General features: G+C 66.6%; 18 protein-coding genes. 10 read left to right on the forward strand and 8 right to left on the reverse strand.

Annotation, left to right across the window (positions count from 1 at the left end; translation table 11 throughout):
- Positions 1–137: 137 nt before the first annotated feature.
- Complete coding sequence (locus tag IEW24_RS03405; protein WP_244644231.1) at positions 138–2,168, reverse strand: TonB-dependent receptor; 2,031 nt, start codon at positions 2,166–2,168, stop codon at positions 138–140.
- Positions 2,169–2,970: 802 nt separating this feature from the next.
- Between IEW24_RS03405 and IEW24_RS03410 the strand changes: the two genes are divergently transcribed.
- Complete coding sequence (locus IEW24_RS03410; RefSeq protein WP_188575413.1) at positions 2,971–5,889, forward strand: condensation domain-containing protein; 2,919 nt, start codon at positions 2,971–2,973, stop codon at positions 5,887–5,889.
- Positions 5,890–6,196: 307 nt separating this feature from the next.
- On the opposite strand, the gene IEW24_RS03415 is transcribed toward IEW24_RS03410, so the two are convergent.
- The 7 genes from IEW24_RS03415 to IEW24_RS03445 form a co-directional block, all read right to left on the reverse strand.
- Positions 6,197–7,813, reverse strand: a complete 1,617-nt coding sequence (locus IEW24_RS03415) for an ABC transporter substrate-binding protein (RefSeq protein ID WP_244644123.1) — start codon at positions 7,811–7,813, stop codon at positions 6,197–6,199.
- A 123-nt stretch (positions 7,814–7,936) separates the two neighbouring features.
- Positions 7,937–9,124 carry an MFS transporter gene (locus IEW24_RS03420; protein WP_188575415.1) on the reverse strand — a complete coding sequence of 396 codons (1,188 nt, stop codon included), beginning with the start codon at positions 9,122–9,124 and terminating at the stop codon, positions 7,937–7,939.
- Positions 9,111–11,135, reverse strand: coding sequence for a hydantoinase/oxoprolinase family protein (locus tag IEW24_RS03425; protein WP_188575417.1), 2,025 nt, complete (start codon positions 11,133–11,135; stop codon positions 9,111–9,113). The genes IEW24_RS03420 and IEW24_RS03425 overlap by 14 nt, the downstream gene beginning before the upstream one ends.
- Before the next feature lie 14 nt (positions 11,136–11,149).
- The gene (locus IEW24_RS03430; RefSeq protein WP_188575419.1) at positions 11,150–12,502 is read right to left on the reverse strand and encodes an aspartate aminotransferase family protein; all 1,353 of its coding nucleotides are present in this window, start codon (positions 12,500–12,502) and stop codon (positions 11,150–11,152) included.
- Positions 12,499–14,448: a hydantoinase B/oxoprolinase family protein gene (locus IEW24_RS03435; RefSeq protein ID WP_188575421.1), complete on the reverse strand. Its 1,950-nt coding sequence runs from the start codon at positions 14,446–14,448 to the stop codon at positions 12,499–12,501. Before IEW24_RS03435 ends, IEW24_RS03430 begins: the two co-directional genes overlap by 4 nt.
- Positions 14,441–15,109 (reverse strand): GntR family transcriptional regulator, encoded by a 669-nt coding sequence (locus IEW24_RS03440; protein ID WP_188575423.1) that lies wholly within the window; start codon positions 15,107–15,109, stop codon positions 14,441–14,443. The genes IEW24_RS03435 and IEW24_RS03440 overlap by 8 nt, the downstream gene beginning before the upstream one ends.
- 172 nt (positions 15,110–15,281) lie before the next feature.
- Positions 15,282–15,848, reverse strand: coding sequence for a LuxR family transcriptional regulator (locus IEW24_RS03445; RefSeq protein WP_188575425.1), 567 nt, complete (start codon positions 15,846–15,848; stop codon positions 15,282–15,284).
- 191 nt (positions 15,849–16,039) lie between these two features.
- On the opposite strand from IEW24_RS03445, the gene IEW24_RS03450 reads away from it, so the two are divergent.
- From IEW24_RS03450 to IEW24_RS03490, 9 genes are all read left to right on the forward strand, one after another.
- Positions 16,040–16,810: an ABC transporter ATP-binding protein gene (locus IEW24_RS03450; protein WP_188575427.1), complete on the forward strand. Its 771-nt coding sequence runs from the start codon at positions 16,040–16,042 to the stop codon at positions 16,808–16,810.
- Positions 16,807–17,544 (forward strand): ABC transporter ATP-binding protein, encoded by a 738-nt coding sequence (locus tag IEW24_RS03455; protein ID WP_188575429.1) that lies wholly within the window; start codon positions 16,807–16,809, stop codon positions 17,542–17,544. The genes IEW24_RS03450 and IEW24_RS03455 overlap by 4 nt, the downstream gene beginning before the upstream one ends.
- Before the next feature lie 77 nt (positions 17,545–17,621).
- Entirely contained in the window at positions 17,622–18,836 is a 1,215-nt protein-coding gene (locus IEW24_RS03460) for an ABC transporter substrate-binding protein (protein ID WP_244644125.1), read from the forward strand.
- Positions 18,837–18,858: 22 nt separating this feature from the next.
- Positions 18,859–19,746, forward strand: a complete 888-nt coding sequence (locus IEW24_RS03465) for a branched-chain amino acid ABC transporter permease (RefSeq protein ID WP_188575433.1) — start codon at positions 18,859–18,861, stop codon at positions 19,744–19,746.
- Positions 19,743–20,687: a branched-chain amino acid ABC transporter permease gene (locus tag IEW24_RS03470; protein ID WP_188575435.1), complete on the forward strand. Its 945-nt coding sequence runs from the start codon at positions 19,743–19,745 to the stop codon at positions 20,685–20,687. The genes IEW24_RS03465 and IEW24_RS03470 overlap by 4 nt, the downstream gene beginning before the upstream one ends.
- Positions 20,677–22,263: an amidohydrolase family protein gene (locus tag IEW24_RS03475; RefSeq protein WP_188575437.1), complete on the forward strand. Its 1,587-nt coding sequence runs from the start codon at positions 20,677–20,679 to the stop codon at positions 22,261–22,263. Before IEW24_RS03470 ends, IEW24_RS03475 begins: the two co-directional genes overlap by 11 nt.
- Complete coding sequence (locus IEW24_RS03480) at positions 22,264–23,247, forward strand: CobW family GTP-binding protein (protein WP_188575438.1); 984 nt, start codon at positions 22,264–22,266, stop codon at positions 23,245–23,247.
- Positions 23,244–23,741 (forward strand): GAF domain-containing protein, encoded by a 498-nt coding sequence (locus IEW24_RS03485; RefSeq protein ID WP_188575440.1) that lies wholly within the window; start codon positions 23,244–23,246, stop codon positions 23,739–23,741. The genes IEW24_RS03480 and IEW24_RS03485 overlap by 4 nt, the downstream gene beginning before the upstream one ends.
- A 222-nt stretch (positions 23,742–23,963) precedes the next feature.
- Positions 23,964–24,689, forward strand: a complete 726-nt coding sequence (locus IEW24_RS03490; protein ID WP_188575441.1) for a haloacid dehalogenase type II — start codon at positions 23,964–23,966, stop codon at positions 24,687–24,689.
- The last annotated feature ends 17 nt before the right edge of the window (positions 24,690–24,706 follow it).

The raw sequence follows: 24,706 nt of genomic DNA on the forward strand, positions 1-24,706 counted from the left end.
CAGGGGACGGGGAACTGGTCCGTGTGAAGGCCCCAATGCCAATGGAGCACGGCGCGCGCCGTGCTCCAAGTGGTCGTCTCCGGGTGCGTCGCTTTCGCGCTGGCGCCGGGCAGATGATGCCGGCGCCCCGCTTGACCTCAGAACTGGCCGCGCATGCCCACGCCGAAGATCTGCGGGATGGTCATGGAGGCCTCGACGCTGCCCAGCGAACGGTTGAGCTGCATGTAGGTGGGCGAGCGCTCATTGAAGAGGTTCTTGGCGTAGCCATAGACCTCGAAATGCTGGTTGAACTTGTAGGCCACCGAGGCGTCGGCGATCATGTAGGAGTTGGTCTGATAGGCCACCGTGTTGGCGTCGTCGGAATAATAGCCGTCCACGAAGCGCAGCTTGCCGGCCACGCTGAGCCGCTCGATGGGCTCCCAGACGGCGCCGAAGTCCACCGTATAGCCCGGCGACTTCTGGAATTCGTTGCCCACATAGGCGGGGTTCGAGCCCATGGAGGTGATCTCGGACTGGGTCACGCCCCAGCCGGCGGTCACGAGCAGGTTGCTGAGCACCTTGTAGGAGGCGCTCAGCTCGAAGCCGAAGGCATTGGCCGCGTCCGCATTCACCGTATAGGTCTGCGTGAGGCCGCTGGAGAGCAGCACGTTCACGTAGCGCTGGGCATCCTGATAATCCATGTAGAAGAGGTTGCCGGTGATGAACAGGCGACCATCCAGGAAGTTCATGCGGGTGAACAGCTCGTAGTCCCACACGGATTCCGCCTCGAAGGGAATCCACTGCCCGGTGCTGACATTGAGCGACACGCCGCCGGGATTGTAGCCCTTGCTGATGAGGCCGCCGACGGTGATCTCCTCGGTCAGCGCGTAGGCGAGCGTGATCTTGGGCAGCCAGGCGTCGAACGTCTCGTCATAATTGATCGGCACGCGGGCAAGCGAGGAGGTGCCGGTGCGCTGCACGTGATCCTGCTGGTAGCGCAGGCTGCCGGTCACGGTCCAGCGATCGGTCAGCCGGTAGGACAGCTCGCCGAAGATGCCGAGATTGTCCTTGGTGTCGTCGAAGGAGGAGATGCCGCGATAATAAAGCACCTCGTCCGAGGTGGTGTTGGCATAATAGAGGCCGGCAAGGCCGCTGATCTTGTTGCTGGCTTCGCCGAACAGCAGGCGGGTCTCGTTCGAGATGTTCGTCTGGTTGATGGAGGCGCCGGCGTCCGTCATGGGATCGTTGATGCGGGCGATGTCGGAATCCGAATACTGGGCCTGATTGACCAGCTTGATGCCGTTGCCGAAATCATAGCTCACATCGAGGATGCCGGTGTTGGTGGTCTGGTCCCAGCTCGGCATGGTCAGTGAGCGGCTGTTCAGGTCCGCATAGGACGGGAAGGCGGCCTCGTCCGTGGGGCGGTTGGTGTCGAGATAGGAATAGGTGAGCTTGGCCTCGAGACCGGGAATGGTGGTGGGCCGCCACAGCAGCTTGCCGCGCACCATCAGCGAGGCATAGTCCTGATCGGACTCGCCGGGATGGAAGGCGGGATTGATATAGTTGATGAAGGTGTCGCGGCCGTAATAATCCACCGCGATGCGGCCGGCCAGCTGGTCATTGAACGGGCCACTGAGCGCGATGGAGGCGCGGTTGGTATTATAGCTGCCGTATTCCGCCTGATAGAGCATTTCCGGCGTGAAGGTGGGATCCTTCGTATTGACGATGATCGTGCCGGCGATGGCGTTGGCGCCCTGGCTGGTGGTCTGCGGGCCGCGGAACACCTCGATGCTCTTCACATCCCAGGAGGGGACGCCGCCGAAGACATATTCGTACCAGTTCTGGTAGTGGCCATCCACATTGATGGTGGCGCGCGGCACGGTGCCGGACAGGAAGGCGATGGAGCCGGTGTTCGGGCCGATGGTGTCCTGGCCACGGATGATGGGCGCGCTGACCGGGCCGGGGAAGACCACGTTGGGCGTGCCCTCGATCACGTCACGCACGGTGGGGTCGCCGAAGCTGTTGGCGATGTCGTTGGCGGTGAAGACCGACACGGACGAGGCGGTCTGCGTGAGCGTGCGCTCGACTTTTTCGCCGGTCACGATGACATCGGACAGTTCGATGACTTCTTGTGCCAGGCCGGGTGTTGCCAGCATGCTCGCCACGGCAACAACGCTCACTCCACGCATCAAGTCTTTGGCCAACCCCAGCGTCATGGCTTATCCTCATCCCCTGAAAACGCCGCGCCCGCCGGCAAAAGGCGGCGCGCCACGACAGTTCATCCCCCCGAAATAGCCTGATCGATCTCAAATTTAGATCGAATATAAAATGTATATTCCTCTCAGGCAGATTGCGTAGAAGGTGCGATCAACCGATGTTGCGTCGCATATAGAAGCTAATCAATAGAGTCTTGAAAACAGTTCGTATCCCGGCCGTCAAGGCGATATTGGCAGATATCGGGCCATTCTGTGTTGTTTTGAATGATTAAAGCCTGAGTCCGTCAGCGTTCAAAAGTGTTGGGAATGAAAGGCTGAGGGTCAACACATACGCCTTATAGGGTGCTCTGATGCGGCAATATGGAACGCAGCGAATGTAGGGCGCTCAATGCATGGCATGGTGTTGATCTGGATGGGACCGTCCGGATATTCCATGGCAGGCTAATGCATCGCTAGCTGTGTTTCATCTGATGTTATGAAGCTTGAATTTGCGCGCTCAGTCAGATGTTTGTGGAATTTTCGGTGGTAATATCTGGCTTCCCGTGGCGGGGTAGAAAGTAATAACACTTAAAAACTACACGGGCGCATCTTGCGCTCTGCGGCTTGAATCCCTCACCTTCGCGCCCTGATCAGGATGCGCCGCCGCCGGGAGCGGCGTGCCGAGCTGCGTGCCGGATGTCCCGCCGCATGCCCCGTTCAGACAGATGATCCGATGCGCATCAGCTGAGTCGGTGATGGTCCGGCGCAGGTGTGTCGGGCAGGGAGAGGAAGCCGGATGACCGACGATCTGAAGCACCCGACGACACCGCGCGCGCTGGACCAGATGGACAATGCGGCGCGGCCGGGGCGGGGCGTGGAGCCGTCGGCGCGGGAGGAACGCACCTGGCTGCGCCAGCAGCAGGATCCTGATGCCGTCCTCCGGCACGTGATGGCCTTTCGCCTGACCGGCGGGGCCGATGCGGGACGTCTGGCGGTGGCCGCCGCGCAGGCCATCGAAGGGCTCGATCTGCGATATCGCTTCGACGATGCCGAAGGGTTGCTGGTGGAAGCCGCCGGCCGTGCCGCCGATGCCGTCCGCATCGTCCGCGTGGAGGATCGCGCCGCGGCGCTCGCCGCCGTGCTGGCGGCACAGGCGGAACCGGCCGATTTGGAGCATGCGCCCGCGCTGCGCGCCCTGCTGCTGCTGGCGCCGGATGAGGTCATCCTCGCCATCGTTGCCCATCGCATCCTTGATGGCATCGTGGTCTGGCCGGCGGTGTTCGAGCGACTGTCGCGCATCCATAACGGCCATCCGCTGCCGGCCGGCGTGGCCGGCGCCCCGACCCTGCGGCGTGGGCCGGAGGGGCCGGACGATGGGGTAGAGCGGGAGGCGAGGGGGCCGCTGCTGTTCCCCTGGCTGAGGCGCGCGGTCCGCGCGGAGGCGGGGACGATCACCGATTTCGGACGGGCGCCGCTGTCAGATACGGACGCGCCGCTTGCGGCCCGGCACGGGCTGCGGCTGGTGGCGGGGGCGTTTGCCGGGCTGGGCCCGGTGCCGCCGACGCAAGACGAAAAATTCGCGCTGCTGGCGGCCCGTCTCAGTGCCTTCCTTGCGGGATATGCGGGTGCCGATGGTGTCCGTCTGGCGCTGGCGCCGCCCTCGGCGCCGGATCTCGGCTGGCGTCAGGTGCGCCTTGCGCGGGATGCGGCCGATGCCGCCGGCACGATCCTCGCCGCCCTCTCCGCGCCACCCGCGCGGGATGGACGTAGCCTGCCCGATGCCTATGTGAGCTGGATCGCCGATCCGGCCGAGCATCTGCGCCTCGATGGCGTGACTGTCGCGCGTCTGCCTCTGCCGAGCCGCGAGGCGTGCCCCGATCTGGCATTCGCGGCCGGCTGGGCCGAGGACGGCACCATCACGCTGGAGCTTGTAACCGGCCAGCGGCTCTCCCCGGCTGCCGGTGCGCTGCTGCTGGAAGCCTTCGTGGATGCGCTGGGCGGGGTGGCGATTGCCGGGCCGGCGATGGTGCCGGTCGAGGCGGGCAAGCCGGAAGCGCCGACACCGGCTGCCGGCGCCGGCGAGGTGGCGCGGATCATTCTGGAGGAGTTCCGCACCGCGCTCGCCGCGCCGGAGCTGGGCGAGGACGATGATTTCTTCGACCATGGCGGCCATTCGCTGATCGCGACGCGCATCATCGGCCGCCTGCTCGGTGTGCACGGCATCGAAGTGCGCTTCAACGATCTGTTCAGCCACCCCACCGCGCGCGGCCTGTCCGAATTCGCGGTCCGCACGGGTGCGGGGGCGACCTCGGCTTCCGCCGATGCGGCGGCGGATGCGGCGCCGGTCGCGCCGCTGTCGCTGGCGCAGGCCTCGCTGTGGAAGGCCTATGAGGCGTTCGGCTGCGGTGAGGTGTTCAACCTGCCCTTCGCCTTGCGCTTCCTCGATCCCGTGGACGAGACGGTGTTCGCGCAGGCCTTCCTCGACATTCTCGAGCGCCATCCCGGCCTGCGCTGCCTGTTCCGCAAGGAGGGCGATGAGGTGCGCCAGCACGTGGTGCCGGTCAGCGAACTGGCGCGCTACAAATGGTTCTGGACCTCGCAGGAGAGCGAGGGCGTGGAGCGGCACAGCGAGGCCGTGCACCATTTCGATCTCGCGGCCGAGCTGCCCTTGCGCCTGCGCTTCCTGAGCGAACCGGAAACGGGGCGGCAGGTGCTTTCCTTCCTGTTCCATCACGTGGTGCTGGACGAGTGGTCCGTGAACCTGATGATGGATGAACTGGCCTTCGCTTATGGCCAGCGCGCGGCGGGCGTGGCGCCGGTCTGGGAGATGGAGCCGGCGCCCTTCCACGCCTTCGCCATCGGCCAGCACACCGCCGGCTTCAACGACGCCCATCTGGCCTTCTGGACCGACGCCCTGCGCGGCGCGCCCAAGGGGCGGCCGGTGTTCGCGGGCTCAACGCCCGCCGCCGGGGCGGCGCCGGAAGGTGAGGCTCCGGATGGCGAGGAGGGGCATGGCTCGGCTGCCGGCGGCTGGGTGGAATTCCGGCTGGAGCCGCAGGTGGCGGACGGGCTCTATGCGCTGGCGCGGGAGAAGGGCGCCTCGCTGTTCAATGTGGTCTATGCCGCCATTGCATCGTCGGTGCATGTGCTGGGGGGCATCGAGGATCTGGTCATCGGCACCTCTGCCTCGGGGCGCAACGACACCCGCTTCTTCGATACGGTGGGCTATTTCACCACCGTGGTCGCCCATCGCGTGCGCTTCTCCGGCGGCATGGCGCTGGGCGATCTGGTGACGCAGGTGCGCAACAACATCAACGACTCTCTGCCCTATGCCGACATCCCCATCGATCTCGTGGAGGGTGCGCTGGGCACGGGCGGGGAGCGCGATCATCTGTTCGAGATCTTCATCCAGCTCCACGCCAAGAACAAGCTGAACGGCGCCCTGCCGGTGCCCGGCGGCGGCGAGGTGCAGTTCCGGCAGGTGGACCCCGAGCGGCACGAATCCCTGCTCGGCCTGCATTTCGAGGTGATGGAGGATGGCGACGCCAGTGAGCGGCTGATCCGCGTGCTGATGAGCTATCGCTCGGATCACTACAGCCCTGAACAGGTGGAACGCCTTCGCGTCACCACGCAGGCCATGTTCAACCTGTTCGCGCAAGGAGGCAGTGCGCAGGCGGGGGTAGAGGCGCTTTGCGCGCAGGCAGTGGCGGGCTGAGCCGGTGGTGGGCTGATCGGTCAAGGCTGAGCGGTAGGTCCACTCAATAAAGGGACGTCATGCCCGGACTTGATCCGGGCATCCACGTCGGGCCGATAGTGGCCCGCCTCCATGTAAGCGAACGGTGGCCGCTCGACAGTGCCTCTCCCCTCCACCCAGCGGTGGGACGTGGATGCCCGGAAGTCGGCTTTTGCCGACTTCCGCACCTTGCAACCGAAGTCGGAAATATCCGACTTCGGGGTCAAGCCCGGGCATGACGATGCTTTGCTAGATCGGTGTCGTGTTCAGATGACGATTGAGCCCGCCCTCACATCTCCACCTGCGTGAAATCCACGTACCAGCTCTGCGGCTGCACCATCTTCTTCACCTTCGGGCCGAGGCCGCGCGGGGCCACGTCGTGGCCGATCCACACCACGAGGCTGTCGTCCACCACCTTGCTGTGCAACTCGCCCAGCAGCTTGTCCTGCGCGGCGGGCTCGAAGGTGGTGAGCATTTTCGCGATCAGCGCATCATAGGCCGGATCCTTGAACCCGCCCCAGTTGAAGCCGTTCGGCGCCGCATAGCGGCTGTCGAAGAAGCGGATGAAGGCGTTGAAGGGATCGAACGTGCCGCTGCTCATATAGAGCGCGGAGAGGCCCTTGTTGGCCGGCCCCTGCGCGCCCGCCCGCCAGCGGCCGAGCAGAGCGCCCCATTCCATCACGTCGAACTCCAGCTTCACGCCCACCTCGGCGAGGTTCTGCTGGATGAACTCGTTCATGGGCAGCGGCTGCATCTGGCCGGAGCCGCTGGTGGAGATGCCCACCTTGAGAGCGAGCGGCTTGTCCGGCCCGTAGCCCACCTCCTTGAGCAGGCGCTTGGCCTCCGCGGGGTCGTAGCGGATCTTGAAGCCGGGATTGCCGAACCACGGATGGCCCGGCGGCACGCTGCCCACGGCGGGGATCATCATGCCGCCCAGCAGTTCCTTCATGCCCTCGCGATCGATGGCGAGGTTGACGGCCTTGCGCACCTTCACGTCGGCGAAGGGCGAGTCCGGCTGGAAGCTCAGCATGTAGGAGATGTAGTGCGGATAGATGTTGCTGGCGATGGTGTTGCCGGCCGCCTTCAGCGCCGGGATCTGATCCGGCGCCGGGGCCTCGATCCAGTCCACCTGTCCGGAGAGCAAGGCGGCGGTGCGGGCGGAGGGCTCGGGGATGGGCAGCAGCACGAGGCTGTCGATCTTCGGCTTGCGGGTCTTGTCCCAATAGTCCGTATTGGCCACCAGCTCGGCCCGCTCGCGCGGCACGAAGGATGTGAGCCTGAACGGGCCGGTGCCGGAGGGGGCGGCGGCGAACTTGTCCCAGTTGCTGCCGAGCTTTTCGAACTGGGCGGGGCTGGAGATCAGCAGGAAGGTGAGCTGATAGGGGAAGAAGGAATCCACCTCCTTGGTGGTGATCTCCACGGTGAGATCGTCCACCTTGCGCCATGAGGCGGCGGAGGACAGGCGGCTTCTCACCTGCGCCGCCTGCTTGGCGTCATACTGCGGCGCCTTGTCATTGAGCAGCTTCTCAAGATTCCAGATCACCGCGTCGGCGGTGAAGGCGGAGCCGTCGTGGAACTTCACGCCGGGCCGCAGCTTCAGCACCCATTTCTTCGGATCCTTGGGGTCCACGCTCCAGCTCTCGGCGAGGCCGGGCACCAGCTTGGCGGGGGCCTTCTCCTGCGTCAGATCCCAGGCCACCAGCGGGTCATAAATGGTGTAGCCGGTGGCGCGGAAACCCTCGAAGCCGTTGTCCGGGCCGCCGGTGGTGAGTGGAATGTCAGCAGCCGTCATGGCCACCCGCAGCACCTTCTTCTCGTCCGCCGCGAAGGCCGGCCCCGAGAGGCCGGAAGACAATGCGAGCATGCCGGCGCCTACCATGACCTGCCGCCGTGTAATCCCCGTCATGCGCCTGCTCCGTCCGTCTGAATGGTGGTGAAGAGGTGGTGTGTTTTAGAGTTCTGTATCCAGTGTTCAGTCAAAGCATGCATCGTGCCAACTGCGTCGGTAGCCGCGTCCGGCGTCAAAAACTCAAACGTTCTGAACGGGTTCGCGCCAGAAGACGATGGCAATGAGGCCGGCGGCCACCTGAATGGTGATGGCGAGGAGCGCGCAGGCGGTCCAGCCGCCCGCCGCATAGGCATAGCCGGTCAGAAAAGCGCCAGCGCCGCCGCCGGCATAATAACAGGCGAGATAGAGGCCCGCGGCGGTGGAGCGGTTGCTGCCGGCCTTGAGCCCCACATAGCTGGTGGAGGTGGACTGGCAGAGGAACATGGCGAGGCACAGCAGGGTGAGGCCCACGCCCATCACCCAGAGCTGCGGCATCAGGGTGAGCGCGATGCCCAGCGCCGCCACTACGGTGGCTCCCGCCAGCGTGCGGCGCTGGCCGAAGCGGTCGATGGCCCGGCCCGAGAAGGGGGTGGCCGCAGCGCCGATCACATAGGAGATGAACAGCCCGCCCAGCGCTGCCGGCGTGAGCAGATAGGGGGGAGCTGCGAGCCGGAACGGCAGATAGGTGAAGACCGCCACTTGCGAGAACAGGATGCCGAAGCCGATGACGAAGCAGGAGACGAGGCGCGGGTTTTTCAGATGCGCCGCCATGCCCCGCACGGACTGCGACAGCCGCGTCGCCGCCACGAATTTTTGCGAGGGCGGCATGAGGAAGAACACGCCCATGGCCGCGAGCAGATTGACCGCGCCCAGCGCCAGAAAGGCCGAGTGCCAGTCGCCATATTCGGCGGTCAGCGAGCCGATCATGCGCCCGCAGAAGCCGCCGGTGACATTGGCGGTGACATAGAGCGCCGTCACCCGCCCGCGCTCGGAGGGGGCGGTTTCCTCGGCGATATAGGCGAGCGTGGCGGCGAACACCGCCGGCATGAACAGGCCCTGCAGGAAGCGCAGCAGCAGCAGCGCATCGAGGCTGCGCGCCAGCGTGGAGAGCAAAGTGGGAAGCGCGATGCCCAGCATGGATCCGAGGATGGCGCCGCGCCGGCCGAAGCGATCGGACACCGCGCCCGCGAACGGCGCCGCCAGCCCCACCGCCACGGCGGTGACGGTGAGCAGCAATGCCGCGCGGGTGGGCGAGATGTTCAGCTCGGTGCTGATCAGCGGCAGGATGGCCTGCGGGGCATAGAGGTTCAGCATGGAGCCGAACCCCGCGATCATGATGGCGAGATTGCGCTGCCCGCGCAGGGCATCCGCGCCCTCAGAGCGCGACAAGGTTGAGTTCACCGATGGCCCCGCGCGTCAGCCGCCAGCCGGGCGGCAGGAAGGTGGTGGAGGACATCTCCTCGATGATGGCCGGGCCGGTGATCTTGGTCTCCGCGCGCAGGTCGTCGCGGTTCCACACCGGGCAGGCGATCTCCGACCCGCCGTGCACCACTGTGCGGGTGCCTGCCGCCGTGCCGCTGCCGTCAGCTGAGGAGGCCCAGGCGGGCGTCTCGATGGGGATGCGGCCGACGAGGCGGATGTTCACCAGCTGGGTGGCCCGGTCGCGGTCGCGCCGGCCGTATTCACGCTCGAAGGCGGTTTCGAACAGCTCGATCACCTCCGCCGCCGATGCGCCCTCCGGCACGATGATCGTCAGCTCATGAGCCTGCCCCTGATAGCGCAGGTCGAACTGGCGCTCGAAGGCAAGCCGCTCCACCGCCGCGCCCTCGGCGGAAAATTCCGTGCGGATGGCGGCGGCGAGGCGCTGGAAGCGCGCCTCCACGCCTGCCAGCAGGTCCGCATCGAGCAGGCCGAGCACGGTCTCGCCCTTGTCCTTGGCGAGCGTGGAGCAGAGCGCGCCGAAGGCCGAGAAGGCGCCCGGCGCGGGCGGCACGATCACATGGGCGATGCCTGCCGCCGCCGCCACTTCGCAGGCATGCAGCGGGCCGGCGCCGCCATAGCAGAGCAGCGCGAAGTCGCGCGGATCGAAGCCGCGCGCCACCGAGATTTCATGCACGGCGGAGGCCATCCGGGCGATGCCCAGCGCCAGCACCGCTTCCGCCATGGCGGGGGCGGCGAGCGCGGCGGGCACCGCGATGGTGTTCATGGCCTCAACGGCCAGTTCTTTGTCGATGCGCAGCGAGCGGCCGAGTTCCTGCCCCGAGCCGAGGCGGCCCAGCACCACATTGGCGTCGGTGACGGTGGGGCGCGTGCCGCCGCGCCCATAAGCGGCGGGGCCGGGAACCGCGCCCGCGCTCTCGGGGCCGAGCTGGAGGCTGCCGCCGGCATCGAGCGCGGCGATGCTGCCGCCGCCAGCACCGACGGTGTGGATCTCCAACTGCGGCAGGCGCACCACGAGGCCGTCCAGCAGCGTCTCGCGTTTCAGCGGGAACTGGGCGTCGGCGATCAGCGCCACGTCGGTGCTGGTGCCGCCCATGTCATAGGTGATGAGGTTGGGCTGGCTGACCGCCTGCGCCAGATGCACGGCGGCGGCGACGCCCGCCGCAGGGCCGGAGAGCACGGTGCGCACGGGCTCGCTCATCACCGCCGTGGTGGAGAGCAGGCCGCCGTGGGAGGCCACCGTGTAGAAGCCGGTATCGGGATTGCGGGCTTTCACCGCCTGCGTCAGGCGCTCCACATAAGCGGCCATCACCGGCTGCACATAGCCATTGATGGCGGCAGCGGAGAAGCGCTCGAACTCGCGGATCTCGTTCAGCACCTGCGTGGAGGTGGTGACATGGGCAAAATGGCGGCGGAAGACGCGGGCCGCGGCCTCCTCGTTCGCCGGATTGCGGAAAGCGTTGATGAAGCCGATGGACACCGCCTCGATGTCGCCGCGCACGGCCAACGCCTGCGCCAGCTGTTCGATGGCGGCTTCGTCCAGCGGCAGGCTCACACTGCCGTCGGCCTCGGTGCGCTCCGGCACGGTGAGGCGATGTCGCCGCTCCACCAGCGGAGCGGAGCGCTTGAAATAGGGGTCGTAGAGCGTGCGCGGCACGAGGCGCGTGGTGCGTCCCAGCTCCAGCACATCGCGAAACCCCTCGGTGGTGATGAAGGCGATCTTCGATCCCCGCCGCTCCAGCAGGGCATTGGTGGCGACCGTGGTGCCGTGCACCAGCACGGCCACCTGTTCGGGCGCCAGTTCCGCCTTGTCGAGGGCGCCGATGACGGCCACGTCCGGCGCCGCCCGGTTGGACGGCACCTTCACCGCGAAGGTGGCGCCGTTCTCGGCATCATAGACCGCAAGGTCGGTGAAGGTGCCGCCGACATCGATGCCGACGAGAAAGCGGGAGGGCTTCACGGATGACTGCCCGCTCAGTTCTTGAAGGTGCGGCAGGCGCGGTCCGCCGCCGCGAAGGTCTGCTCCAGCTCCGCATCGGTGTGCGTGATGGAGATGAAGCGCCGGTTGTTGGGCAGCAGGAAGATGCCGTTGCGGAACATCTCGCACTCGAAGGCGGCGAGCTTCTTCAGATCGGTGGCGGCGGTGTCGCGATAGTTCTGCGGCACCTTGTCGGAGAAGAGGGCGTGCCACATGGGGCCTTCGCCGAAGACGGTGATGCCCATGTCATGGCGGTCGAACACCTCCTGCAGGCCGGCGCGCAGCTTGTCGGCCATGGCGAAGACGTTGGTGTAGACGCCCGGCTGCTCCAGCACGTCCAGCGTGGCAAGGCCGGCGGCGCTGCCCAGCATGTGCCCCTGCAGGGTGCCGTTCTGATAGACGTAGGCTGGCGTGCCCTTCTTGCCGGGATCGGCCTGATCCATGATGTCGGCCCGGCCCGCGACCGCGCCCACGGGCAGGCCGCCGCCAATGATCTTGCCATAGGTGGCAAGGTCCGGCGTGATGCCGAAATATTCCTGCGCGCCGCCCAGCGCATAGCGGAAGCCGGTCACCACCTCGTCGAGGATCATCACCACGCCGTGCTTGGCGGTGAGCTCGCGCACGGCTTCGAGGAAGCCGGGCACCGGCGAGATGATGCGCTGGATCGGCTCCACGATCACCGCCGCCAGTTCGTGCGCATGCTCGGCGATGAGAGAGGCGAAGGTGTCGATGTCGTTATAGGGCGCCACCAGCATGAGGTCCTGCACCTCGCGCGGGATGCCGGCGGTGTCGGGCACGGGGGAGGGGAAGTTGGCCAGCGTCTTGGGGGAGGTGGAGAGCTGGGCATAATCATGGGTGCCGTGATAGGCGCCCTCGAACTTCAGGATCTTGGACTTGCCGGTGAAGCCGCGGGCAAGGCGGATGGCGTGGAAGGTGGATTCCGAGCCCGAAGTGGTGAAGCGGATGCGCTCGGCGCAGGGCAGCAGCGGCTGCAGGCGCCGCGCCAGCACCACCGCCGGCTCATTGAGATAGGCGAAGAAATGCAGGCCGCGCGCGGCCTGATCCGCCACCGCCTTGGCGATCGCCTGCGGCGCATGGCCGAGGAACAGCGTGCCAGAGCCGAGCACGTAATCAATATATTCGTTGCCCGAGGCATCCCAGAAGCGCGGGCCGGCGCCATGGCTGTAGACGAAGCGCAGATCCTCGGGCAGCGCATTGCCGCCGAGCACGCCGCCGGGCAGCAGGGCCTTGGCATCGGCGATCTCGTCGCGCTCGACGGGCGCCATGTTGCCGCCGCGCCCGAGCGCCGTGGCCGAAGTTGCAGCGAGGGAAGCGGTGGACGCGGTCATGACGGGCTCCGTGCGGAGGGTTCGGCCATAGGGGCGAAGGTGGAGAGGCGGCGGATGCGCAGGGCGCCCTCCGCCGCGAAGCGTGCGGGCACGGCGATGGTGCCGGCGGGCAGATCGGCGGAAACCGCGCGCACCCAGAGGCGGATGGCGGGGCCGAGATCGGCGGCAAGCTCGATCAGGTTTCCGGGCGCGGCGTCGAGCGCCGTCGCGAGGTCCGGTGCGAGCCGGCAGGCGGCGTCATCTAGCGCCGGATCAACGCTGAGGCGGGCGCGGGGCGGCGCGCTGCGATAGGGGGCGGCGCCGGCCTCGCTCACATAGCCGTCGGCGAGATCGGCGGCGAGGGGGCCTTTTGCGCGCGCCAGCGGATCGCCGCAGCCGCCGCCGCCGGAACTCTCCATCACCACCACGTCGCCGGGGAGAAGCGGGAAGTTGGCGATCTTGCCGGGGAAGGCGCTGGGCAGGAAGGTCTCGCCCGCGCGGCGCACGGTGTAGCGGTTGGGCGCGCCGGAGGCGCCGCCATTCACGCCCGCCGGCGGCACGATGTTGCGGTCGGAAAGCACGGAGAGGCGAGCATCGTCGGCCAGCACCTCCACCTCGCGCACGAGGCCGCAGCCGCCGCGATGGCGGCCGGGGCCGCCGCTGTCGGGGCGGATCTCGTTCTTCAGGATGCGCAGCGGATAGACCGTCTCCAGCACTTCGGTGGATTGGATGGAGACGTTCTCGCCCTCGTTGAAGGCGCGCACGGCGGCATTGCCGTCGCTGTCGCCCCAGGCGCCGGTGCCGCCGGAGGGATACTCATAGAAGATGAAGTCGCGGCTGCCGATATAGGTGTGGTTGGAGGTGCCGCGCACGTCGCCGGTCATGCGCTCCGGCACCACCTTGCCCAGTGCGCCCATGACGGCGGCATCGCAGGCAAAGCGCACCTCATTGAGCCCGCCGCAGGGGGCAGGCGCACGGGCATTGACGATGGAGCCGTCCGGCAGCTTCACGGTGATGGCGCGCAGCGTGCCGGAGGTGATAGGGCCGGACGGATCGAGGAAGGATTTCACCACGGTCAGCACCGAGGTGGGGGCGATGGCGGGGCCGGCGTTCAGCGGCGCGGAGACCATGGCGGAGGAGCCGGAAAAGTCCGCCTCCAGATGGCCGTCGCGCACGGTGAGCGCCACATCGACACGCAGCGGATGGGGCGTTGAGCCGTTGCCGTCCAGATAGCCCACATGGCGATAGGTGCCCTCGGGCAAGGCCGCGATGGCGGCGGACATGCGGCGGTGGGCGGCATCCAGAATGTCCTCGCCCGCATCCTCCACGGTTTCCAGGCCGTATTTGGCGGCAAGGTCGCGCAGGCGGCGTTCCGCCACCCGGCAGATGCCGAGCACGGAGTGGAAATCGGAGATGGCCTCGCGGGTTGCGCGCACATTGTCGAAGATCATGCGCATGACTTCGCAGTCACCCGAGCGCGCGACCTTCAGATAATTGAGCCGCAGCCCTTCCTGCAGGATGTCGGTGGCCGCGCCGTTGAGCGAGCCCGGCGACATGCCGCCCACATCGCCCCAGTGCGAGCGCACCACCACATAGAAAACAGGCCGGCCCTGCGCATGGACCGGCCAGATGACCGCGATGTCGTTGAGATGGGTGCCGCCCGTATAGGGATCGTTGTGCAGCAGCAGGTCTTCGGGGTCGATGCTGCCATGGACCTTGAGCGCCCGCTCGATGGCGCCGGCCACCGGGATGATGTGGAAGGGATGATCCTCGCCGGATTCGGCAATCAGCCGTCCCTTGCCGTCGATGAGGACACACGAAAAATCGTATCCCTCATAGATGATGGAGCTGTAGGACGAGCGCACCATGGAGCGGCGCATCTCGCTGACGATGGAGGACAACGCCTCGCGGATCACCGCTGCGGTTGCCAGCGAAACCCGCCGCTGGGGCGCTGCGCGCTCAAGCATCGATCAGGTTCCGGATGGTCTTCCAGGAGCGCTCGATCAGCTTCTCCGTCACCTTTTTCGCGCCGGTCTGGTTACGGTCCGAGATCATATCCACGATCTCGCGCGAGCCTTCCACGGAGGCGGTCACGAGGTCCGGCGCGGTGGAATAGGCGAAATAGCGATAGCGCAGCGCGCGCTTGCCGATGCCTTCCAGCAGGCTCGCCAGCGTGCTGTTCGCGGCGGCATTGTGCACGAGGTCGGTGAAGGCCACGTTGGCGATGAAATAGCCCTTGATGTCGCCGCTCTTGAAGCAGCGCTCAAGATCATTCAGGCAGACGTTGAGGCGCGGGATCACGTCCGGATTGTGCATGGCGGCTGCCTGCGCAGCGGCGAGGCCCTCCAGCGGGATGCGGCACATATAGATCTCGTCGAGGTCGCGCGCCGAGATGGGGGCGACCCGCACGCCGCGCCGCTCGTCGCGCACCAGCATGCCGTCGCGCTCCAGCCGGCGCAGCGCCTCGCGCACCGGCGAGCGGCTGACGCGGTAGCGCTCCGCCACCTCCTCTTCCACCACATGGGTTCCGGCCGGAAGCTCGCCGAAGACGATGGCGGATTCGAGCGCCTGCACGAGCTGGTCGGGCATGGCCCGGACCTGAATGTCGATGAGGGAGTCACGTAGCATGTTTTTTGGGTACTGGATCCAAAAACCGAAGTCAACGGACTCTTTGCCGCCATGTAGGGCGTGGCGCGAAATTAGGCATATGCATGCATGAGGGCTTGCGCGCGCAGGGCTTTCGCGACGCGGCCCGGCGGACAGCCGGGCGGGACAGGGCGGGAGAGGGGTGTGTGCGCCCCTACACTGTCAGCAGGAGCGTGATCAGTTCGGAGGTGTGCGCGACGTTGTATTTGCGCAGCAGGCGGGTGCGGTAGATGTCCACGGTGCGGGGGCTGATGCCGAGCGCCTTGGCCACTTCCTTGCCGGTCTTGCCCTCGATGAGCAGGGTTGCAATATCGCGCTCGCGGCCGGTGAGGGAGGAGCGCAGGGACTGCCCCTCGACACCGGGCTTCGACAGTTCGCTGAAGGCCCACAGCGTGTGGGCGTGCGCATCCTGCGGCGTGTAGGTGAAGCCGCTCACCTTCACCCAGAACAGATCGCCATTCATGCGGCGCATCACGCGGTCATCGCTGTAGCTCAGCGTCTCCGACAGCCGGCTGCCGACCCGGCGCCCGGTCTTCTCGTAGTCGGTCTGGGTCGGATAAAGCTGCACGAAGGTCTGTCCCACCATCTCGGCGATGGTGGAGCGGAAGATGGTGGCGAACATGCGGTTGCAGGCGATGATCACCCGATCACGACCGATGGCCTGACCCACGGGTGAATTCTCGAACGCCTGCTGGTAGTCCACCTCCATGGTCCCCTCCATGTTGCACTGCAATTGTGCAACTGCCGCAAAATGGCGCCGACACTTAAGTGTTCAACACCTATAGCCTTAAGTGTTTAGGTGTCATAGCGTCAATGCCATGACCTCCCGGACCCGCGCTCCATGGTGCGGTCCGCTCCGATAAGAAGCCGGCAAATAGCTGGCCTTTCAGGGGAAAGACGTATTTGACGGCCATGGCAGAAGCTCAGCTGGCGATATCCGATCTCGCCATTCACTTCGGCGGCGTGCGGGCGCTGGATGGCGCCTCGTTCGACATCCGGCCCGGCATCACCACGGGCCTGATCGGCCCGAACGGCGCCGGCAAGACGACGCTCTTCAACTGCATCTCGGGCCTCATTCCGGGTGCGAGCGGGCAGGTTCGGTTTGAAGGCCGCGACATTTCCCGCGCCCGTCCCGAGGCCATTTCGCGGGCCGGCCTCGTGCGCTCCTTCCAGCTGGCAAGGGGCTGCGAGAATCTCACCGTGTTCGAGCATCTGATGCTCTATGGGCCGCGCCAGCAGGGCGAGAACCTGCTGAAAGCCTTCATCGGTGGTCGTGCCGTGCGCGAACAGGAAGAGAAGCTGCGGGACGAGGCGCTGGACATGGCCGGGCGCCTGCGCCTCACCCATGTGCTGGATAACCTCGTCACCCGGCTTTCCGGCGGCCAGAAGAAGTTGCTGGAGATCGGCCGCGTGCTGCTCGCCAAGCCGAAGATGATCCTGCTCGACGAGCCCATGGCGGGCGTCAACCCGACGCTGGTGCAGGAAATCGCCGACCATCTGGAGGTGATCCGCAGGAGCGGCATCGCCATCGTCCTGATCGAGCACGAAATGGAGCTGATCGACCGGCTGTGCGACGAGGTGATCGTCATGGCGGCAGGCAAGTTCCTGGCGCGGGGGAGCTTCTCCGACATCCAGTCGAACCGCGACGTGCAGGAAAGCTATCTGGGGCTGAGGCGCCAATGACCGATCTCGCCATCAAGGGAATTCGCGGCGGATATCCCAACGCCGAGGAGATCGTGAAGGGCATCGATCTCGATGTGCGCGCCAGCGATCTCACCGTCATCATCGGCCCCAACGGCGCCGGCAAATCCACCTTCCTGAAGCTGGTGGCCGGCCTGCTGAAGCCCACCGAAGGCGACATCCGCCTGCAGGGCGAGGCGCTGCCACCGGGCAAGGCGCAGGTGGCCTGCATCAAGGGCATGAGCTTCGTGCCGCAGGAGCGCAACGTCTTCGGCAATCTCACCGTGCGTGAGAATCTGGAGATGGGCGGCTATCTGCTGCGCCATGGCCTCAAAGACCGCATCGAGGAGCAGCTCACCCGCTTTCCGCTGCTGAAGGGCCGTTTGCGCGACAAGGCCGGCAATCTCTCCGGCGGCCAGCGGCAGGTGCTGGCCATGGCCATCGCGCTGATGACCAATCCCAGCGTGCTGCTGCTGGATGAGCCCACCGCAGGCCTCTCGCCTGCCGCGGCGGACGAGATTTTCGATCTGGTGCGCGATCTGGCCAAAGCGGGCCTCGCCATCCTGATGGTGGAGCAGAACGCGCTGCTGGCGCTGGAATACGGCACCAGGGGCCTCGTGCTGGTGGCCGGCCGGAAGGTGCAGGAAAGCACCGCCGCCGCGCTGCTGGCGGATGACGAGGTGCGCCACCTCTTCCTCGGCCGGCGCGAAGGCGCGCATGCGGCCGTGGGGCACTGAAGCAGGACACGGAAAGCTGGCCCGGACAAACGGGTCACTGAACAACAAGCAAACCAGAGCAGGGGACCAACATGCGGATGAACAGACGTCATTTCCTTGCCGGCGTCGCCGGTGCCGGCACGCTGGCGGGCACGCTGACCCTCGGTGGCGCGGGCCGCGCCTTTGCGCAGGCTGGTCAGCCGATCAAGATCGGCATCGTCATTCCGCTCACCGGCGCCACCAGCCAGTTCGGCACCACCATGAGCGCCGCCGCCAAGGCTGCCGCCAAGGACATCAACGATGCCGGCGGCGTCAACGGCCGCATGGTGGAAGTCCTCATCGAGGATGACCAGAGCAATCCGGAAGCGGCCGTGCGCGCCGCGCGCAAGCTGATCGACGTGGACAAGGTGGTGTCCATCGGCGGCTCCTATGCTTCGGCCGTGACGTCGGCCATTGCGCCGCTCTGCTATGAGAGCAAGACGGTGCTGTTCACCTCCTCGGGCGCCGACAGCATCACCAAGACCCCGCACAACGGCTACATCTTCCGCACCTCGCCCACCGTGACCCTGCAGGGCACCCGCGTCGGCCAGTATGCGCTGGAGCTGGGCGCCAAGAAGATGTTCTTCCTCGGCCCCCAGACGCCGTTCGCGCAGAACTACATCGATATCATCTCCGGCCTGTTCAAGGATGCCGGCGGCACCGGGCAGGGCCTCATCTATGAGGACAAGCGCGCCAGCTACCGCACCGAAGTGGACCAGGCGCTGCGCACCAAGCCGGACGTGATCGTGCTCGGCGGCTATGTGCCCGACACCTCCGTGGTGCTGAAGGATCTCTACCGCGCCGGCTTCACCGGCAAGAAGATCGGCTTCTCCTTCGGCGTGAACCCGGTGCTGGCGGATGGCGTGCCGGCGGAGGTGTCGGAAGGCACCGCCTCGCTGGTGCCCTCGGCGGCGGAGGATTCGCCCGCCTACAAGACGCTGATCGGCAAGCTCGGCAAGCCCGCGCTCGACAGCTATTCCTGCCAGGTCTACGACCATGTGGTGCTGACCGCGCTGGCGCTGGCCTCCGATCCGGCCACGGCCGCCTCGGGCGTCGTGGTGCATGACAAGGTGCGCGCCATCTCGCAGGACGCGGCCGGCACCAAGGTGACGGACGTTGGTCAGGCGCTCAAGCTGCTCGCCGACAAGAAGGCGATCAATTATGACGGCCCGAGCGGCCCGCTTGCCTTCGCCGCCAATGGCGACGTGGAAGGGGTCTTCTTCCGCTACGAGGAAGTTCAGAAGGGCAAGTTGACCCTCCTGAAGGTGGCCTGATCTCTTCTCTGGTGGTGATCCCGTGTTCATTGAGCTCGCACAATATGTGCTGAACGGTCTGGTGCTGGGGGCGCTCATCGCGCTCCCGGCGCTTGGGCTGACGCTGATCTTCTCGGTCCAGGGCTTCGTCAACTTCTCCGTTGCGGCCCAGATGACGGTCGGCGCCTATGCGGCGTGGCTCGCGGGTGCCTATGTGGGATGGTCGCCCGTCCTCATGCTGGCGCTGGCCTTCGTGGTGCCGGGCATCCTCGGCATCGTCACCGACCGGCTCGCGCTGGCGCCCATCCGGCGCCAGTCCAGCGGGCACACGGCGCTGATGCTGGCGGTGGTCTCCATCGCCCTCAATCTTGCCATCGAGAATGCGCTGCGCTTCATCTTCGGCAGCGATCTCAACAGCTTCGATACGCCCATCGAGCGCAACGTGCAGCTCTGGGGCCTCTCCTTCGGCCCGCAGCAGATGCGCAACCTCGCAACCGCGCTGGTGATCGCGCTGGCGCTCGCCGCCTTCTTCTCGCTCACCCGCTGGGGCAAGGCCATGCGGGCGGTGGCGGATAATGCGGACCTTGCCCGGCTGAAGGGCATCGACCCCAAGAGCCTCTCCAATCTCGCCACCTTCATCGGCATGGGGCTGGCGGGCGTGGGCGGTTCGCTGCTCGCCATCGACACCAGCGTCGATCCTTCCACGGGCTCGCGTTTGCTGCTGGTGATCTTCGCGGCCAGCGTGCTCGGCGGCCTCACCAGCCTTTATGGCGCGGTGCTCGGGGCGCTGCTGATCGGCGTGATCGGCGAAGTGGCGCTCATCGCGCTGCCGCCGGTCTACCAGTCGCTGACCGCCTTCCTTGCCATCCTGATCGTCCTTCTGGTCAAGCCGACCGGCCTGTTCGCGGGCGCAGCTGGAGTGCGGAAATGATCTCCTATCTGCTCTTCATCGGCACGCTGACCGCCATCTACGCGCTGCTCTCGCTCGGCCTCGTGGCGAGCTGGGGGCAGGCGGGCATGGTCAATCTCGGCCTTGTCGGCTTCTTCGGCCTCGGCGCCTATTGCTCCACGCTGCTCACCCTGCTGGGCCTGCCCATCGGCCTTGCGTGGGTGGCGGGCGGGCTGCTCTCCGCCGTCATGGGCATCGCCTTCTGCCTGCTGACGCGCACGCTGCGCGGCGACTATCTCGCCATCGTCACATTGGGCTTCGGCGAGGGCCTGCGCCTCGTGGAGCTGAACGAGCGCTGGCTCACCGGCGGCAGCGACGGCATCTCGGGCATTCCGGCGCCCTTCAAGGCGGCGGCCGGGGAGCTGTTCCCGTGGCTCTATTTCGCGATCGCGTGGGGCATCGTGCTCCTCGCGGCATGGGGGCTGAACCGCGTGCTCGGCAGTCCGTTCGGCCGTGCGCTCAGAGCCGTGCGCGACGATGAGAATGTCGCCGCAGTAGCGGGCAAGAGTGTGCTGCTGCTGAAATGTCAGGCGTTCGGCATGGGGGCGGCGCTGTTCGGCCTCGCGGGTGCGCTCTACGCCCATTTCACCAGCTACATCTCGCCCGACAATTTCGTGGTGCAGCTCACTATATACATCTTCCTCGCGGTGACGCTGGGCGGCTACAGCCGGCTGGTGGGCGCCATCCTCGGCGCGGTGGCGGTGATGTCGATCCTCGAATCCTCGCGCTTCGCGGCGGAGTTCGTGCCCGGCCTCAATGCGGTGCAGATCGCCTCGCTGCGCGAGTTCGCCATTGCTGTGGCGCTGATCATCATCATGCAGGTCCGCCCGCAGGGCATCTTCGGCCTGAAGAACGAGAAGGCCCGCGCCCCCGCGCAGCCTGACACCGCTCCCGCATCGGTCGTGTCCAGCCATGTCAAATGAGATCAGCAAGACCGGCTCCGCCCCGAAGGCCGGTGATGAGTTCGTCAAGATGTTCGCGGAGGCCGGCCTGCCCGGCCTCGCAGCGGCTACCGAGCGCACGCGCGGCAAGGGGCCCTATCGCTGCATCAGGCTGACCGGCGCCCGCATCATCGACGGCACCGGCGCCCCGCCATGGGGGCCGGCGGACCTGATCGTGCTCGACGGGCGGATCGTGGCGCTGGCGAAATCCGGCAAGGCCAAGTTGCCGCCGGAAGCTGCCGGCGAAACGGTGCTGGAGATCGACTGCACAGGAAAATTCCTGACCCCCGGCTTCGTGGACTGCCACGCCCATATCGGCGCGCCCTTCCACGCCAAGAACGGGCCGCAGCCCTCCGCCGATTACATCTACAAGCTCTGGCTCGCCCATGGCGTGACCACGGTGCGCGAGGCCGGCAGCTTCAATGGCCTGTCGTGGACGCTGCAACAGAAGGCGGCTTCCGAGGCGGAGAGCATCGACGCCCCGCGCATCATGGCTTATGCGCCGTTCCCGGCGACCACCGATTACGTGAAGAGCGTCCACACGCCGGAGGAGGCCGCCGCCTGGGTGCGCGCGGTGCGTGCCAATGGCGCGGACGGCGTGAAATTCTTCGGTGCCCCGCCGGCGCTGATGAAGGCGGCGCTGGAGGAGTGCGTGGCGCAGGGCATGCGCAGCTGCTGCCACCATGCCCAGCTCGCGGTCGGCCGCATGAACCCGTTGCAGACGGCAAGCTGGGGCCTCAGCAGCACCGAGCATTCCTACGGCATTCCCGAGACCCTGCTGGAAGACGCCACGTTGCAGGCCTTCCCGCCGGATTATGATTATGGCGACGAGTATCTGCGCTTCGCCGCCGCCGGCCAGACCTTCATGCAGGCGGCCCAGCCCGGCTCGGAGAAGTGGAATACGGTGCTCGCGCAGTTCCGCGCTGCCGGCCATACTTTCGTGCCCACCTTCAACGTCTATGACGCCAATCGCGACGTGATGCGTACCCGCCGGGCCGACTGGCACGAGCGCTTCACCGATCCCACGCTCTGGTCCTATTTCCAGCCGCAGCGCGGCGGGCATGGCGCCTATTGGTATCGCTGGTCCACCACCAACGAGATCGAGTGGCGCGAGACCTTCCGCCTCTGGATGCGGTTCGTGAACGACTACAAGAACCGGGGCGGGCGCATCGCGGTGGGCAGCGATTCCGGCTTCATGTACCAGACCTACGGCTTCGGCTATGTGCGCGAGCTGGAGCTGTTGCAGGAGGCGGGCTTCACGCCGTTGGAAGTGCTGCGCTCGGCCACCATCTGGGGCGCGGACCTGCTCGGCATCGCCGACGACACCGGCTCGCTGGAGATCGGCAAGCGGGCGGACATCCTGATCCACCGCTCAAATCCGCTCAACGACTTCAAGCTGCTCTACGGCACCGGCGCCGTCCGTCTCAATGACGAGACCCAGGCGGTGCAGTGGGAGCGCAGCCTCGAAACCATCGTGAAGGGCGGCCTGATCTACGATCCCGCCGAGCTGCTCGCGGATGTGGAGGCCATGGTCTCCGCCGCCCGGCAGGAGGGCTGAATGACTGCGCCCGCGCCGATGCCGCGACCGGAGTTCATCCTCCTCACCGGGCCGCTCGGCTCGGGCAAGACCACGCTGCTGACGGATTTCCTGCAATCCGGCGACATGAGCGAGACCGGCGTCATCGTGAACGACGCGGGCGAGGTGAATGTGGACGGCGCGGTGCTTAGCGCCGATACGCGCGACCTCGCCATGGCGACGCTGAGCGACGGCTGCATCTGCTGCTCCATGGGCAACAGCCTTCAGGAAGGCATCGACGCGGTGCTGGAGGCGCGCGCCGTGCGCGGCCTCGGTCCGCCGCGCCGGATCATCCTGGAGACCAGCGGCCTTGCCGAGCCGGCGCCCATCGTGCGCTCGCTGCGGGCCGTGCGGCAGATGGCGTTCGACCTGCGCATCATCAGCACGTTTGATGCCGGCCAGCCGCGCGTGGGCGATGATTTCCTGCCCCATTACGCCTGCCAGCTCGCCGCCGCGCAGGTGGTGGTGCTCACCAAGCTGGACGTGATGCCGGAAGCGGACTGGAACCCGCGCGCGGAGGAGGCACGCGCCTTCAATCCGCTGGCGGCGCAGATCCTCGAGGCGGATCCCCGCGCCCGCGCGCTCGCCGCCTTCTCCCGCGCTTATGCGGAGCCGGAGCCGCGCGCGGCGCACTTTTCCGCGCTGCCGGTGGGTTCGGCCCGCATCACGGTGGCCAATGCGCGCTGGCAGCCCAATGCCACCTGGGCGGACATCTCCGAGTGGATCGACAATCTCACCGGCTTCCTCGGTGCGCGACTGCTGCGGCTGAAGGGGCTGGTGCAGCCCATGGGCCATGCGGACCCGGTGCTGATCAACGGCATCGGCGATGCCTTCTCCCCGCCGCGCTCCGTGCGCATGGCCGACGATCGCAAGCTGGGCCTGACCCTGATCCTGCGCGACGTGGCGCAGGACGAGCTGGCCCGCTGGACGGGACACCTTTCGCAGCCCAAGCTGGATTTTCAATGACCGACGACACAGCCTTTGACGGTTTCGCCGCAGCTCTTGCGCGCGCACCCGACGCGGACGCGGCCTTCGCTCTGCTGGAGCAGCGCTCGGCCGCCATGGCGGGGCACATCCTGTTCACCTGCCTGCGCTTCGACCGCAAGGATGGCGTGATGTCGCGGCTTTATTCCAACCGCGAGGATGTGAGCCCCACCGGCGGCAGCAAGCCCATTCCGCATAGCGCCTGGGCCGACCGCCTGCTGCGCGACGGCAATGCCTATATCGGCTATGACAAGGCCGACCTGAAGGACGTGTTCTTCGACCACGAGCAGCTCTGGGCCATCGGCTGCGAGAGCGTGATGAACGTGCCCGTGCTGTGGCAGGGCGTGGTGGTCGGCTCCTACAACATCCTCGGTGGCCCCGGCCAGTATAGCGAGGAGACCGCGCGGGCCTTCGCGCCCTATGCGCAGCTCGCCGTGCCGCTGCTGTTGCAGCCGAAGGATCTGGAAGCCGCCTGAGGGGTGCCCGGTGGGGCAGGGGCACGCGGCAGATTGCAGCGATTGGCCCCCCGCCTTCGGCAGAGGCTGCGGTTTGGCGGGCCGGTTCGCGCGCCATCGGCGGGTGTGCACAGTCCAGAATAACGGCCAAGCGGGGGTGTTCCCTCCGCCGACCCGTGGTATCGCCGGGGCACGGAACACCCGGGCCGGCCTGAAACAGCTCAGACAGCAGGACCAAGACCCATGAAGCTCACCGATTTCAAGGCACTGACCTTCGACTGCTACGGCACGCTGATCGACTGGGAGTCGGGCATGTTCGAGGGCCTGAAGCCCCTCACCAGCCGCGTCAGCCCTGCGCCGACCCGCAATCAGGTGCTGGAGGCCCATGCCCGGCATGAAAGCGCCCAGCAGCTCCAGACGCCCTACATGCGCTATTCGGACCTGCTCGCCATCGTCTACAAGCGCCTCGGCGAAGAGTGGGGCGTGCCGGCTTCGTGGGAAGAGTGCATGACCTATGGCCAGTCGGTGAAGAACTGGCCGGCGTTCACGGATTCGGCGGGTGCGCTCCAGTATCTGAAGCGGCACTACAAGCTGGTGATCCTGTCCAACGTGGACAATGTGAGCTTCGCCGCTTCCAACAAGCGCCTGGAAGTGGAGTTCGACGCCATCTACGCCGCCGAGGACATCGGCGCCTACAAGCCGGCGGACAAGAATTTCGATTACATGATCGAGAAGCTGGCCAAGCTCGGCATCCAGAAGCACGAGATCCTGCACACCGCCGAGAGCATGTTCCACGACCATGCCCCGGCCAACAAGCATGGCCTCGCCTCCTGCTGGATCTACCGCCGCTACGATCAGGAAGGCTTCGGCGCCACCATGCATCCGGGCGACATGCCGAAGTATGACTTCCGCTTCAACAGCATGGCCGATCTGGCCAAAGCCCATCAGGAAGCCCTTCGCGCCGGCTGAGGCGCGCGCTTTCCGAG

This window comes from Azorhizobium oxalatiphilum (assembly GCF_014635325.1).
GTDB lineage: Bacteria > Pseudomonadota > Alphaproteobacteria > Rhizobiales > Xanthobacteraceae > Azorhizobium > Azorhizobium oxalatiphilum.